Annotated in this window: 12 protein-coding genes; 10 read left to right on the forward strand and 2 right to left on the reverse strand. The window is 63.2% G+C overall.

Annotation, left to right across the window (positions count from 1 at the left end; genetic code table 11):
• Positions 1 to 79: 79 nt before the first annotated feature.
• Positions 80 to 430 (reverse strand): nuclear transport factor 2 family protein, encoded by a 351-nt coding sequence (locus QQZ18_RS20915; protein ID WP_284542922.1) that lies wholly within the window; start codon positions 428 to 430, stop codon positions 80 to 82.
• Between the two features lie 329 nt (positions 431 to 759).
• Positions 760 to 1,632, reverse strand: a complete 873-nt coding sequence (locus tag QQZ18_RS20920; RefSeq protein WP_284542923.1) for an AraC family transcriptional regulator — start codon at positions 1,630 to 1,632, stop codon at positions 760 to 762.
• A 13-nt stretch (positions 1,633 to 1,645) separates the two neighbouring features.
• Here QQZ18_RS20920 and QQZ18_RS20925 point away from each other — a divergent pair, with 13 nt between their 5' ends.
• The 10 genes from QQZ18_RS20925 (at position 1,646) to QQZ18_RS20970 (ending at position 13,002) form a co-directional block, all read left to right on the forward strand.
• A complete protein-coding gene (locus tag QQZ18_RS20925) occupies positions 1,646 to 2,053 on the forward strand; it encodes a DUF2000 family protein (RefSeq protein ID WP_284542924.1) in 408 nt (135 codons plus the stop codon).
• A 386-nt stretch (positions 2,054 to 2,439) separates the two neighbouring features.
• Positions 2,440 to 2,712, forward strand: coding sequence for a hypothetical protein (locus tag QQZ18_RS20930; RefSeq protein ID WP_284542925.1), 273 nt, complete (start codon positions 2,440 to 2,442; stop codon positions 2,710 to 2,712).
• 85 nt (positions 2,713 to 2,797) lie between these two features.
• Entirely contained in the window at positions 2,798 to 4,114 is a 1,317-nt protein-coding gene (locus QQZ18_RS20935) for a hypothetical protein (protein ID WP_284542926.1), read from the forward strand.
• Positions 4,115 to 4,354: 240 nt separating this feature from the next.
• On the forward strand, positions 4,355 to 4,882 hold the full coding sequence (locus QQZ18_RS20940; protein ID WP_284542927.1) for a hypothetical protein: 528 nt from the start codon (positions 4,355 to 4,357) through the stop codon (positions 4,880 to 4,882).
• A gap of 375 nt (positions 4,883 to 5,257) precedes the next feature.
• Complete coding sequence (locus QQZ18_RS20945) at positions 5,258 to 5,674, forward strand: MbcA/ParS/Xre antitoxin family protein (protein WP_284542928.1); 417 nt, start codon at positions 5,258 to 5,260, stop codon at positions 5,672 to 5,674.
• Positions 5,671 to 6,393 (forward strand): RES family NAD+ phosphorylase, encoded by a 723-nt coding sequence (locus tag QQZ18_RS20950; protein WP_284542929.1) that lies wholly within the window; start codon positions 5,671 to 5,673, stop codon positions 6,391 to 6,393. The genes QQZ18_RS20945 and QQZ18_RS20950 overlap by 4 nt, the downstream gene beginning before the upstream one ends.
• 189 nt (positions 6,394 to 6,582) lie before the next feature.
• Positions 6,583 to 7,920, forward strand: a complete 1,338-nt coding sequence (locus QQZ18_RS20955) for a S1C family serine protease (RefSeq protein ID WP_284542930.1) — start codon at positions 6,583 to 6,585, stop codon at positions 7,918 to 7,920.
• A gap of 204 nt (positions 7,921 to 8,124) precedes the next feature.
• Entirely contained in the window at positions 8,125 to 9,486 is a 1,362-nt protein-coding gene (locus QQZ18_RS20960; protein ID WP_284542931.1) for a S1 family peptidase, read from the forward strand.
• Positions 9,487 to 9,529: 43 nt separating this feature from the next.
• The gene (locus tag QQZ18_RS20965) at positions 9,530 to 11,617 is read left to right on the forward strand and encodes a S1 family peptidase (protein ID WP_284542932.1); all 2,088 of its coding nucleotides are present in this window, start codon (positions 9,530 to 9,532) and stop codon (positions 11,615 to 11,617) included.
• A 98-nt stretch (positions 11,618 to 11,715) separates the two neighbouring features.
• Positions 11,716 to 13,002, forward strand: a complete 1,287-nt coding sequence (locus QQZ18_RS20970) for a S1 family peptidase (protein ID WP_284542933.1) — start codon at positions 11,716 to 11,718, stop codon at positions 13,000 to 13,002.
• Positions 13,003 to 13,334: the final 332 nt, after the last annotated feature.

A 13,334-nucleotide genomic window follows, 5' to 3' on the forward strand; every position in this document is an offset into this window, starting at 1 on the left:
GCTTGCGACCTAATCGCAAGTTCTGAAAGCCGCTTTCAGATTTTCTATAAGTGAAGATACGGAGCCGTTCTGTCCGGCCTCAGGCGTCCTCGATGTCGAAGCGGGCGACCTTGCCGCCCCGGAAGCGGAAGACGTGGCCGACCACGGCATCGGCCAACAGCGTGCCCTTGAGGTCGTGGACGATCTGGCGAACGTCGACCCGGATGGTGTCGCCATCCCGCCGATGAAAGCCGACGGGCTCGACGCGCGGATCGATCACCGACCACTGGTGCGTCCAATAGGCGCGGATGGCCTCCGGGCCGTGGACGTGGCCGCCCTCCATGCCGTTGGCCCAGGCGACGTCGTCGGTCAGCGAGGCCAGCACGCCGTCGATGTCGCGGGCGTTGAAGCGGTCGTAAAGCTGTTCCAGAAGCCTGATCTTGGTATCCATGCTGTCCCCTCGGGTGCAGTGGTGCAGGGCGCTCCCCCTGATGTTACGTACGCGCCGACGGCGACTGACTCCATGGCGGCAGGGAAACGCGGCATGCCCAATATCAAACTGTCATTCTCGCGAAGGCGAGAACCTCAGGAAGGTAGAGCGGAACGGTCATATCTGGCTCCTAGAGCATTCGCTGGAGCAGCCGCTTTTCGATCAGGTTGATTCAACCTGATCGGCGGGTGCTCTAGGAGATCTATATTGGCCCAGGAGATTTCTCGTCCTGAGGTCCTCGCCTTCGCGAGGATGACTGCATGATAGGGACGGAGCAGATGACTCGCTCCTCACGCCGCCGTCTGCATGGCCAGCCAGCGGCCGGGCGTCATGCCGAAGGCATTGCGAAAATGGCGGGTGAAGTGGGCCTGATCGGCAAAGCCGGCGTCCAGCGCCGCGTCGGCGAGGCGGGTTCCCTGAGCGATCAGCCGCTTGGCGCGGTCGAGCCGGCGCATGACGAGAAAGCGGTGCGGGCTGGTGCCGGTGAGGCGGCGAAACTGGCGGGCCAGCTCGTAGCGGTCGAGGCCGGTGACTGCCTCCAGCGTTTCCGAGCGGACGGTCTCCAGGGCGTGGGCTTCGAGATAGTCGCGGGCGCGGCGGACGGCCGCCTCGGCGGTGGCGGACGCTCTCGCCGGCCGCATGCCGGCCTGCCGGACGAGGCCAGCGGCGAGCCGCATCAGCACGTCGTCCATCTGAAGATCGCCGGGCTCTCCATCCAAGTCGGCAAGGATGTCGGCCAGTGCCTGCCAAAGGCCGGCGTCGCGCACCACGGGATCGGCGACGAAGGGCAGGGTGCCGGGCGAGGCGCCGGTGGCGGCGATCATCTCCGGCGGCAGGTAGATCATGCGGTAGATGAGGCCGGCCTCGTCGCCGGCCGCGCCGTCGTGCACCTCGTCGGGATGCAGCACGATGACGTTGCCGGGGCGGCTGAAGCGAAGGGTGCCGCGATAGCGGAAAGTCTGCACGCCGTGGAGCGTCAGTCCCAAGGCATAGGTGTCGTGGCGATGCGGCGAAAAGCCGTTGCCGTGAAAGCGCGCCTCCAGCCGTTCGACGCCGCCATCGTCGATGGAGACCCGCAGACGATCGCTGAAGCGGCCGCACGAACGTTCAAGACCGGCGGCGGTGCCGGGCATTATCTCGTCGGCTCTTTCGACCCCTCGCATGGAGTTTGCCGGCATGTTCGACACCAAGATCGTCCTCGTCGTCCGCGATGACCTCGCCACCTGGCAGAAGCTCAACGTCACCGCCTTCCTGACGAGCGGCATCGTCGCGCAAACGCCAACGATTATCGGCGAAGCCTACCGGGATGCGGCGGGGAATGTCTACAACCCGATGTCCATCCAGCCGATGGTGGTGCTGGTGGCCGACCAGGAAACGCTGCGCACCATCCACAAGCGGTCGCTGGAGCGCGGGGCGACGACGTCGGCCTACGTCGAGGAGATGTTCGCCACCGGCCACGACGCCGCCAACCGCGAGGTGTTCGCCGAGTTCTCGCCGGAGGACGCCAAGCTGGTGGGGCTGGCGCTGCGGGCGGAGAAGAAGCTGGTCGACAAGATTACGAAGGGTGCCAAGATGCACCCGTGAGGGCGCCTGCCACGAAACTCTACTGAGGCGGCATCCTGGGCATCCGCTTGGCCCGGAAAGTCTGCAGCTTTTCGGGCGGATGCCCTTGGCATAGGGTTCTGCGCTTCCGGTGCTCACGACCCCCTAGGCATTGGCGGTTCAACGCCAATGCCCTGTTTCTTGCTCGACGCAACTCCAGACGCAAAACCGCAAGGCACTTTTGCTGGCGTTGCTCAAGTTCGCTCCGCTTCGGTTCTCGAACTCGTCGCTATCTGCCGCGCCTCAGCGAATTTCGAGGCAGGCTCTGACGGCGTCGCTTCGTCAATAAGTTGTAGTCGCCACTAGCGCGTGTTTCGAGCCTCACCATATGGTGGGCGGTGACAATCAGGCAGGCGCCAGAGGCATCGATGTATGAGAAGGACCCGTCCGGCTTCAATGAAGCCTTGAGTTTAGCACGGTCCGCCGCACTGGAACACATCCGGGCTCCTCATCGCAGCGCTGAGCATACGCCCGCGAGCGATGATTCCGAGCAAGGCTCTGCCGGCCAACTTACCAACGACCCGAAGTTTTCCGAGGGGCAGGAAGCTGGCTCCGAGCGATCTCTTGGCGAAAAAATCATCGATCACATGGCGTACTCGCTGTTTGACGGAATAATTGACGCCCTGTTTTCCAAGAGGTGACTCAGCAATGGGTCGCAGTGGCGCGCTGCTCGCACCGCGTCCATAACAAGGCTGATACAACCTGCTGGGCGATTCCGAGACTTAGATGGACCATAACGACCCCCTCGGGCTTTACGGGGCCTTGGGCCTGACGCCGTCGGCCTCAAGGGCAAAGATCGAGCAAGCAAAGAGGCGGTCTAGTCTCATTGCCCGGAAGAAGTTCGGCGATAACCTCGTCGAGGGCTTTCAGCGCGTCGAAAATGCGTGTGATATCCTGAATGATCCGGTCCGTCGGGCGAATTACGACAGGTTTGCTTGCACGCCTCCCGAGAACGCTGGAGGGCCGGAAGCGTTTTACGAGCGCGACCGCGCCTATGCCACCTGCGGCGCCACGCGTTGTTCACGTTGCAGGAAAATCACGCCCCAGCCGCGTCAGGTTGAGTTCTCTCGCGTGCCCAGCTTCCCGCTTGAATCGCCTCCCTATACTGAAGGTGGTTTGTACTGCGCCGATTGCGCTAGGTCGGCGGCGCTGAGAAACTCAATCCACTCGCTTATTTTCGGTTCGTGGGTGCCGCCCGTTGGTGGGCTTTTGGTGTCGATCTGCGTCATTCTGGCAAATGGCTTCGGGCAGCGGCGCGATAGGCAGGCCGAGGACGAGTTGTCGCTTCGGAATGCACAGGCCTTTCTCGCTGCGGGTGATCGGTCTCTGGCCTGCGCATTGGCCGAAAGCGCTGCTAGGTCTGAAGATGTCGATATCGCCCGCGCCGCCGCCGCCATGCTGAAAAGCCTCAGGGAGGCCGCTGGTAATGATCAGGCCTCGCCACTTGAAAATCCTTGGGACGCTTCTTTGCTCAGCAAACTCCCATATGTCTTGATGCCGTTGATCGCTTTGTTGTTTTACGCAGCGCCGCTTTACTTCCTGACCAAGATTTTTACCTATCAACCGCCACTCCAATTTGTTGAAGTGAACAATGTTCCGGTTCAGGCTTGCGGGTATTTTTTGCAAAATGGAGAGATGCTCAAGCCTGCGACTGTACATACGCGACGTAACAACTTGGTCCGGTTCATCAACCAGAGCGATGATCACGCTATCGTCAAGGTAAGAGATGTCGCATCAAATTCAGTCGTTGTTTCATTTTTTGTCAGGGGCAGAAACGATGCCGTTCTAGTCGTGCCCGAGATTAAATATAGGCTACAATATTCTCTCGGAGTGGACCTGAATTTCTCCTGCAAGACGCTAATCCAGCCGGTATCCTGGCGCGAATTCGGCGTGGTGGACATGACCGATGATATTCATATCTACGTGACAAAGGAAGTTTCCGAATACACTTCCCGCGAGGCGTTCCCCCACGTGTTACCGCCAGGCATGCAGTTCGATCAGGAATCCGAGACGATATCACAAGCGGAGTTCGACAGACCCTGAGGTGGTTTTGGGGCGGCTACGCCGGCTGATGGACCTTGAACAGATCAATCACGCGTCAATAAGTTGTAGGAGCGAGTTGCTGACCCACACCGTTTATCTGTACGGGGCGGCGAACGCGAAGAGTTTTTCGAGGCAGAAATGGACCAGCGTGATCCCGTAACTTCCGAGGGTAGTTCATATGTTTGGCGGTTTATTTGGAAATGCGTGCTCCTCTTGATCGTCTGCATCGGGGGCTTTTGGATGACCAAGCAGGTGGACGCCGATAGGAAGGCCAAGAGAGCCGAATTCCTGCAACGCGAGGAGGCTGCCTCGCAACGCTTCCCTCCCTGTGCAAACCCTCCGGAATTCGAGACTTTCCTAGAGCCCGAGGCGCCGCCTGTCGGTATCCATTCTCTTCATATTCGGAACGACGATTCATTCTATAACCTAATCGTCAAGGTTAGAGACTATACGACAGATCGGGCTGTTGCGTCTTTTTTTATCCCTCCTCATCTTTCTATTGCTGACGAAACCTTTCCGGATGGATCGTATTACCTTCAGTACGGCTTTGGTGGAAAACTGGATATTTCTTGCAAAAATTTCCTGACTCCCATCTGGGTCATCCAGCTTTCCATGAAGGAGTTGCGAGAGAATACCCAGGATGGGCACAAGAATTGGGAACGGCTGGAGTATAACTTCACCAGCGCTCTCTCCAGCGGGGGGCGCCGTTACCGCTCGAGTCAGCAATATTATCATTGGGTGTCGGCGGAAGACTTTAGGAAACCTTAGCGACTGGTCGGCATTTTCGCAAGACGATCCCGACAGGCATAACGGCTCTCACCCGTGCTCGGCGGCACCTCGGCGAATGAATTCACTGCGTCAATAAGCTATAGACGCCACCGTTTACGGTCGACCCTGCGGCCATATGGGCATGAATGGACCACAGCGTCCCCTCGGGCTTTATCGTGCCTTGAGTATATCTCCAACCGCCGCGGCGGAAGAGATGGCCGCTGCTTAGGCGCTTTCGATAGGTTCTTTCTAATATGGATGCGCGGGCAAGGTCATTTTCGACCCACAACACCGCCAACGTGAGTCCCAACTCATCCTATGTTCTTGCCATTTGGCGTGATGCACCTATATTCATGTCAAATGACAGGACAAGACATGATGCTGCAACCCATCGAAGCCACATTGATCGAGCGGACCGAGGGTGCCGCCATCACCGACGAGGAAGCGGCGGCGTTGGCGCGGGCGACGGTCAATCTCTTCAAGGCGTGGAAGCTCAGCGATGCCGAGGCGACGACGCTTTTGGGCGGGTTGTCGACGCGCACTTGGGCGCGCTGGAAGGACGGCAATATCGGGCGGATCGACCGCGACCTCCGCATGCGGATGGCGCACCTGATGGGCATCCACAAAGGGCTGCGCTACCTCTTCAAGGAGCCGGCGCGCGGCTATGAATGGGTGAAGAAGCCCAACGACACCTTCGACGGCAAGTCGGCGCTCGACCTGATGCTGCGCGGCGAGCTGTCCGACCTTCAGGACATGCGCGCCTATCTCGACGCCGAACGGGGCGCGTGGTGACCGAGGCGGCCAGGGCGATCGCCGGGGTCGTCAGGCGGCGGGTGGCGTGGCCGAGGACCTACCGCATCATCCGCTCCATCCATCCGCCGATCGACCTGTTCGAGGATATCGCCGATCCGCGCGACTGGGAGGCGCTGGCCGCCGTCGAGGAGAAGACCAATCCGCGCGTGCGCGGCCTGATCGGCGACCTTGCCAAGGTGCCGAAACACCGGCGCGTCGGTGGCCCCAACGCCAGCTATCTGATGGCGCCCTTCGTCCATTGCTCGCCGCTTCGCCCCGGCCGCTTCACCGACGGCAGCTATGGCCTCTACTATGCCGGCGACAGCGAGGACGTGGCGATCGCCGAGACCATCCACCACCATCAGCGCTTCATGGCGGCGACGAAGGAAGCGCCGGGCTGGACCTCGGATTTCCGCGTGCTGGTGGGGGCGGTGGATGCCGATCTCGACGACGTCGGCGCCGTTGCCGGCGCGCTCGACCCCGACGACTACAGCGCCTCGCAAGCCCTGGGGCGGCAGTTGCGCGCCGCCGGCAGCGACGGCGTGGTCTACCCGAGCGTGCGGCGGGCCGGCGGCTGGTGCATCGGCATCTTCTGGCCGAACGTGATCCCCATCCCCGTTCAGGGCGCGCATTACTGCTACCACTGGAACGGCGCGCGGGTGGATTTCGTCAAGCGCTACGAGGCGGACGGGGCGAACGCGGTGTTCGAGGTGGTCTGAGGCCGCTCCGGACCCGGTCCGGAAACGGGAGAAAGTCCGCATTTGCGCTGTGGACCGACCTGTAATTTAAACCAGTCTTTTGCAACTGCAGCTATATGATCGGCCGTCCCGTGCCACGTGGTTCGCAGACGGCCGCGGGTGGCGTCGGAGATCCGGTTTGGGGGCGGGTGCGATATGGGGGTGTTGTCGATGTCTGTCCTGAGTCACCGCGCCCCGCTGGTCGCATCGGTTCTGCTGGTGCTGGCCGGCTCCGCCCAGGCGATGAGCTCGGACAATTTTTTCATCGACGACGTCTATGCCGACGCGGAGAAGTGGACCGTCGGCGTCAATCTTGCCCGCAAGTCCTGCGTCATGGACATGGAGTTCGTGGGGAACACGGAGATACAGATCGGCAAGGACGCCAACGGCAGCTCCGACCAGTATTACATGATGTTCGCCAACCCCGGCTGGACCTATGAGGAAGGCGGGGATTATGCCGTCACCGTCAAGTTCAACCAGGTGAGCACCTGGAACGGCGATGGCGTCGGCATGCGGCTGCACAAGTATCGCGGTGTATCGCTCGAGGGCATCAAGAGGGGCGTCATCGACGAGTTCGCCTCGATGCGCACGCTGTCCCTTCGGATCGGCAAGACCAACTATGGCACCTTCAACCTCACCACCACCGGCAAGGGCGTGGCCAAGCTGGAGGAATGCGCCCGGGCGGTGGCCAGCGGCAACATATCGCTCGCCTCGATCGCCGAGCGGATCGCCGCCAACAGTTCCGCCGCCGGCCCGGCCGCGCCGAACGACGACAATCGCTTTTCCAAGCCGCCGGCCAGGGAAGACAGCCCGCCCGAGGCCAATCGGCCCGAGGCCAATCGCGACCAGGACGAAGGGCGCGTGGGCTACTCCACCGGCACCGGCTTCTTCATCAACAGCGACGGCTATCTCCTGACCAACGCCCATGTGGTCGAAGGCTGCGGCGACGCCATGGTGCGGCGCGCCCTGTCGGGGCCGGTGCCGGCGCGCATCGTGGCGCGCGAGAAGACCAACGATCTCGCCATTCTGAAGATCGACGAGAAGCCCGAGGCCTTCGGCACGTTCCGAGGGGCGCCGCAGATCCGGCTGGGCGATTCCATCGTGGTGTTCGGCTACCCGCTGACCGGGCTGCTGTCGAGCACCGGCAACCTTTCGACCGGGCTCATCTCCTCGCTGACAGGGGCGGGCGACGACGTCAGCAAGCTGCAGATCTCGGCGCCGGTGCAGAGCGGCAACAGCGGCGGCGCCGTGGTCGACCAGTCCGGCCGCATCGTCGCCATCGTCGTCGCCAAGGCGAACATTCAGGCGCGCGGCACCGAAGAGAAGCCCGACATCGAGGTGATCCAGAACGTCAACTTCGCCATCAAGGCGGGCATGGCGCAGTTCTTCCTCGACGCCAACCAGGTGAACTACACCGTGGAGCCGCCGGGCGAGGACCTGAAGACGCCGGATGTGGCCGAGATCGCCCGCAAGTTCACGGCGCAGGTGATCTGCGAGGTGAGACGGTAGAGCAACTCCAGCAAAAGTGGGTACCGGTTTTGCGTCCGGAGTTGCGGGAGACAATGGGATAGAGCAACTCCAGCAAAAGTGGGTACCGGTTTTGCGTCCGGAGTTGCGGGAGACAAAAGGGCAGAGCGCGTCCGGCGAACCTGAGTTGGCCGGGCGCGCTCCAGCGTCGCGGGTAGCCGTGCGGCCAGCGTTTCGGGAGGGGGCATGTTCGGTTTCGGTCGTTTTGCGTGGCTTGCCGGGCAGGCCCGGCGAAGGCCGGCTCGTCGCCCTGTCGTTATTGCGGCACCCCTCGCGGCGTTGGCCCTGGTCGTTTCGGCCGCTCCTCCCGCTTCGGCCTCGGCCTTGCGGGGCGAGTATTACACCCCCGACCAGCTCTACTCCCTCACCGCCACCTGGCTGGTCGCCGTCAACATGACCCGCAAGTCCTGCTTCGTCGGTATCAACTACGCCAATGGCGTGAACCTCTTCGCCGGCCTCGACCGCAGCCGGGCCGAACCGCGCTACTACCTGATGTTCGGCAGCACGAAATGGGACTACGCGGAGGGGGAGAGCCATCGCGTCAGCCTCCGCTACTATGGTGCCGATGCCTGGGTCGGCACCGGCGTCGGCGTGCGCGTCAACGCCCTCCACGGCGTGGCGCTGGAAGGTCTCGACAAGTCGGCGATCGATGCGCTGGCCAAGGCCAGCCGCGTGGGCCTCAAGATCGAAGGGCAGGAGTACGGCCGGCTGCCGCTGACCGGCACGACTGCCGCGCTGGCGGTGATGAACAAGTGCATCGACGATGTCGCTTCCGGCCGCATCGCCCTCGAGGAGGTCGCCGTCACCCCGCCCCCCAGCGACAACGGCGACGCGCCGAAGCGCGACACAGCGCCCCCGAGCAGCAGCGGCGACACGCCGAAGAGAGCGCCCGAGGCGGGACCGGCCGAGGCCACTGGTACCGGTTTCTTCGTCAACGGCGACGGCTATCTCCTGACCAGCGCGGAGGTGGTGGCGGGCTGCTCCGACGCCGTGGTGCGACAGGGCATTTCGGCACCGGCGCCGGCCAGAGTTCTGGCGCGCGACGACCGCAGCAACCTCGCCCTCCTCAAGATCGACGGGACGGCCGAGGCCTTCGCAACCTTCCGTGGGGCGCCGGAAATCCGCCTCGGCGAGGCCATCGCGGTGTTCGGCTATCCGCTGACGGGCTACCTGTCGAGCACCGGCAACCTGACCACGGGCCTCGTGTCGTCGCTGACCGGGCTGGTCGACGACGACACGCAGATGCAGATCTCGGCGCCGGTGCAGAGCGGCGCCATCGGAAGCGCGGTGGTCGACCAGGCGGGCCGCGTCGTCGGCATCGTCGACGCCAAGGCGAACCTTCGGGACAACGGCACCGAGGAGAAACCCAGCGTCGAGGTGATCCAGAACGTCAACTTCGCCACCAATGCCGACATGGCCAAGACCTTCCTCGACGACAACCACGTGCGCTACGCCGTGGCGCCGCCGGGCGACGACCTGACGACGCCCGCCGTGGCGGACATCGCCCGCAAGTTCACGGCGCAGGTCAGTTGCGAGGCGAAGATGTAGGGTTTCGCGGATAGCCGTGTGGCGAGCGTTTCAGGGAGTGGGCATGTTCGGTTTCGGGCGTTTTGCGTGGCTTGCCGGCAGCCGAGGGGCGGACTGCGGGACTTCCGATCAGACGCGGCTGGTGGTGAAGCCCAGCTCTCTCAGCGGGTGCGGTATGGCGGTGTCCTTGATGTCTGTCCTGAGCCGCAATGCCTGGCTCGTCCTGTTCCTAGCCTTGTCGTCCGGCTCGGCCTCGGCCATGGCGTCGGAGTTCTACGATAGCGACATAACCTATTATGACGACGACAACTGGACTGTCGCGGTCAATCTGGCGCGCAAGTCGTGCTTCATGTCCAATGTGTATGAGCACAGGTTTAGGGTTCTGCTTGGAACGGATCGCAGCGGTGGCGAGGCGTCCTACGATTTCCTGTTTATCGACACGTCATGGACGTATGAGGCGGGCAAGACGTATGAGGTGATCACCAAGTTTGGCGAGCATCCTGCTTGGACGAGTGACGGCATTGGCCTGACTGGCAATTATTCGGGTGGGATAGCCGTTGAGCAGGTCAAGGCGGAAGCGGTGGAGGAGTTTGTTGCCGCGCCATCTTTCACTTTGGAGATCGACGGCCACGACTATGGCAGCTTCAGCCTGAGTACCGCCCGGACTGCGTTCGCCAAGATGGGCGAGTGCAGCCAATCCATTGAGGACGTCAACCCTTCGCTGGAGACGATTGTCGAGCGGTACAGGGCAGAGGTCCCCTGGCGGTCGCCGCCGACACCACCCGTCGTTTCCTCGCCCGATCCGACGCCGAAGGAGGACGAAGGCAGGCGCGGTGATGGGCTGCCCGGCGGTGCCGAGGATGGCTCGTCCTTTGGAAACGGCAAGGAAACCATCCCGGCATCCACCGCGCTCGGCGAAGACTATTACGCCAGTGACAAGATATACGCCAAGGAAGGCAACTGGTGGGTTTGGGTCACGCGAGCCCGAAAATCCTGTTCCATGGCTGCCACCTTTGACGGTTCCGCCGAAATCACGGTCGGTGGCGACCGTAATGGTGGCAAGTTGGCTTACTTCTTCTTGTTCTCCAAGGCGTCATGGGGGTACGAGCAGGGGAAAGACTATGAGGTGACCGTCGAATACGATGGACACAGCACGTGGGCTGGCGATGGGGTCGGTGTGGCGTTCCCCGAGCAGAATGGTGTTGCTCTCGAGGGCGTCCATGCGGAGGCCGTCGATGAGTTTGCCGCGGCGAAGACCCTCGGCCTGAAGATCGGCAGTCGCGAACACGGCGTGTTCGACCTCAGCGGCAGCCGGGCGGGCATTGCCAAGTTGCGCGAATGCATCGCTGCGGTGGATGGCGGCCGCATTTCACTGGCGGAGATCGGCGGAGGAGAGAAGGCGGACACTCCCTCTCCTTCGGTGCCGGCTCCCACACCGAAAGAGAACGAAACCCGGCCCGATACTGCGCCGTTCGGCAGGGACGAGGGCGGGCCGGTGCCCGGCAAGGGCAAGGAGCCCGTCGTGGTGAGCGGTTCCGGCTTTTTCGTCGACGAGGCCGGCTACCTCCTGACCAATGCCCATGTGGTCGAGGGCTGCGGCAACGCCAGACTGCGGTTTGAAGGGCGCACCGAGCCAGCCCTTATCGTCGCGCGGGAGAGAGACCATGACCTCGCCCTTCTGAAGATGCGCGGGCGAAGCCCCGCCTTCGCCACGTTCCGTGGCGGGCCGCCGATCCGCCTGGGCGAATCCGTGGTGGTGTTCGGCTACCCCCTGTCGGGCTATCTGTCGAGGAGCGGCAACCTCTCGACCGGGCTCGTGGCCTCGCTGGCCGGTGTCGAGGACAACGAGGCGGAGATGCAGATCTCGGCGCCCGTTCAGAGCGGCAACAGCGGTGGGCCGGTGGTCGACCAGTCGGGCCATGTCGTCGGCGTCGTCGTCGCCAAGTCGAACACGAAGACCATCGCCGACGACTATGTCGAGGTGATCCAGAACGCCAACTTCGCCATCAAGGCCGACGTGGCCAAGGCCTTCCTCGACCACATGGGCGTCGCTTACGAGACGGAGCCGCCGGGCGAGGAGCTGAAAACGCCCGACGTGGCGGATATCGCCCGCGCCTTCAGCGCCCAGGTGATCTGCGAGGTGCAGGAGTAGGGGGAGAGGCGGAAATTCTGGTGACCGGGTGGGCCTCCCCTTGTGCCGTCGGGGGAGTTCCTGTTGAAATCCGGAACGTTCAACTTTCCGGGTGCGCCATGGCCGTCAGTTCCCTGTCCGTCCTCTGCCGTTCCGCCTGCCTGCTCGCCCTCCTCACCGGGCCGGCCGCGGCCTTCGGGGAGGATCACTACACCAGCGACAAGGTCTACGACGACGACGGCAAGTGGACGGTGTCGGTCAACACGACCCGCAAGTCCTGCTTCATGCACATGGTCTACGAGGACGACACCGTCATCGAGGTGGGCGGCGACCATCGTGACGGCGAGCTCACGCATTTCTTCATGTTCGGCAACACGTCCTGGTCCTACCGGGAAAAGCGCGACTACGAGGTCGTCGCCGACTACGACCGCGTCACCTGGACGGGCGAGGGCGTCGGCGCCAAGGTCAACGACTACAAGGGCGTCGCCGTCGAGGGGGTGACGGAGGAGGCCGTCGAGGATTTCGCCGGCTCCAGCACGCTTCACCTCAAGATCGGCAAGGCCGATTACGGCAACTACAATCTCGCCGGCACCCGCCGGGGGCTCGCCAAGATGCGCGAGTGCATCCGGGCGGTGGAAGACGGCAGCATCTCGCTTCAGGAGATCGAACAGGGCGGTGAGGCCGATGGCAAGCCGCAGCCGAAGGGCGACGATCAAAAGCCGACCGCCCGCCCCGACGACGGCGGCAAGGACGAGGAGACGACCTACTCCTCCGGCACTGCCTTCTTCGTCAACGGCGACGGCTATCTCATCACCAACGCCCATGTCGTGGAGGGCTGCGAGGACGCGGAGGCGCGGCGCGACGGCGGCGTGCTCGAACCGGCGACCATCGTCGCGCGGGACGAGGCGGGCGACCTCGCCCTCCTGAAGGTCGAGGGCGGCAGCCCGGCCTTCGGCACCTTCCGCGGCGCGCCGCCGATCCGCCTGGGCGACACCGTGGTGGTGTTCGGCTACCCCTTGACCGACTACCTGTCGAAGACCGGCAACCTTGCCACCGGGCTGGTGGCGTCGCTGGCCGGGGCCGGCGACGACGAGAACGAGATGCAGATCTCGGCGCCGGTGCAGAGCGGCAACAGCGGCGGCGCGGTGGTCGATCAGTCGGGCCGCATCGTCGGCGTCGTCGTCGCCAAGTCCAACATCCAGAACTACGCCTCCGGCGACAAGGACGACATCGAGGTGATCCAGAACGCCAACTTCGCCATCAAGGCCAGCGTGGCGCGGACCTTCCTCGACGCGCACGACGTCCGCTACGCCGTGGAGCCGCCGGGCGAGGAGATGAAGACGCCCGACGTGGCCGAGATCGCCCGCAAGTTCAGCGCCCAGGTGATGTGCGAGGTGAAGGAGTAGGGGGCTGGCCGAGGACAGGGTCCGCAGGTGGTCCGTCCTGACATCGGGCTCTGGCATGCACCTATCTACGGTGATGACACCTAAGGGCGGTGGAACGAGGGGCCGTATCGGGCTGGCTCGGTTTTAGGGGAGGCTGATAGCGGCGTTGCGCTCCGTTCTGCCCGAGGTACACCTTGAATTCGCACGCGAATTCAAGCGGCCTGCGCAAGGATGACAGCATTATATTTAGGGATGACAATCGGTTAGGTGGAGGGTCCTTTCATCGCGCTGTGATCGGCAACGCTTGCCACTCATGCGACATCAAGCTCGATGGCGGCACTCCAGCTGTTTCC

This window comes from Pleomorphomonas sp. T1.2MG-36, from assembly GCF_950100655.1.
GTDB lineage: Bacteria > Pseudomonadota > Alphaproteobacteria > Rhizobiales > Pleomorphomonadaceae > Pleomorphomonas.

Excerpts from the sequence above, each read along its gene's own strand:
- QQZ18_RS20945 (WP_284542928.1), top strand. The coding sequence starts at position 5,258 with ATGATGCTGCAACCCATCGAAGCCACATTGATCGAGCGGACCGAGGGT.
- QQZ18_RS20915 (WP_284542922.1), bottom strand. The coding sequence starts at position 430 with ATGGATACCAAGATCAGGCTTCTGGAACAGCTTTACGACCGCTTCAAC.
- QQZ18_RS20955 (WP_284542930.1), top strand. The coding sequence starts at position 6,583 with ATGTCTGTCCTGAGTCACCGCGCCCCGCTGGTCGCATCGGTTCTGCTG.
- QQZ18_RS20965 (WP_284542932.1), top strand. The coding sequence starts at position 9,530 with ATGTTCGGTTTCGGGCGTTTTGCGTGGCTTGCCGGCAGCCGAGGGGCG.
- QQZ18_RS20925 (WP_284542924.1), top strand. The coding sequence starts at position 1,646 with ATGTTCGACACCAAGATCGTCCTCGTCGTCCGCGATGACCTCGCCACC.
- QQZ18_RS20935 (WP_284542926.1), top strand. The coding sequence starts at position 2,798 with ATGGACCATAACGACCCCCTCGGGCTTTACGGGGCCTTGGGCCTGACG.
- QQZ18_RS20920 (WP_284542923.1), bottom strand. The coding sequence starts at position 1,632 with ATGCGAGGGGTCGAAAGAGCCGACGAGATAATGCCCGGCACCGCCGCC.
- QQZ18_RS20970 (WP_284542933.1), top strand. The coding sequence starts at position 11,716 with ATGGCCGTCAGTTCCCTGTCCGTCCTCTGCCGTTCCGCCTGCCTGCTC.
- QQZ18_RS20930 (WP_284542925.1), top strand. The coding sequence starts at position 2,440 with ATGTATGAGAAGGACCCGTCCGGCTTCAATGAAGCCTTGAGTTTAGCA.
- QQZ18_RS20940 (WP_284542927.1), top strand. The coding sequence starts at position 4,355 with ATGACCAAGCAGGTGGACGCCGATAGGAAGGCCAAGAGAGCCGAATTC.
- QQZ18_RS20960 (WP_284542931.1), top strand. The coding sequence starts at position 8,125 with ATGTTCGGTTTCGGTCGTTTTGCGTGGCTTGCCGGGCAGGCCCGGCGA.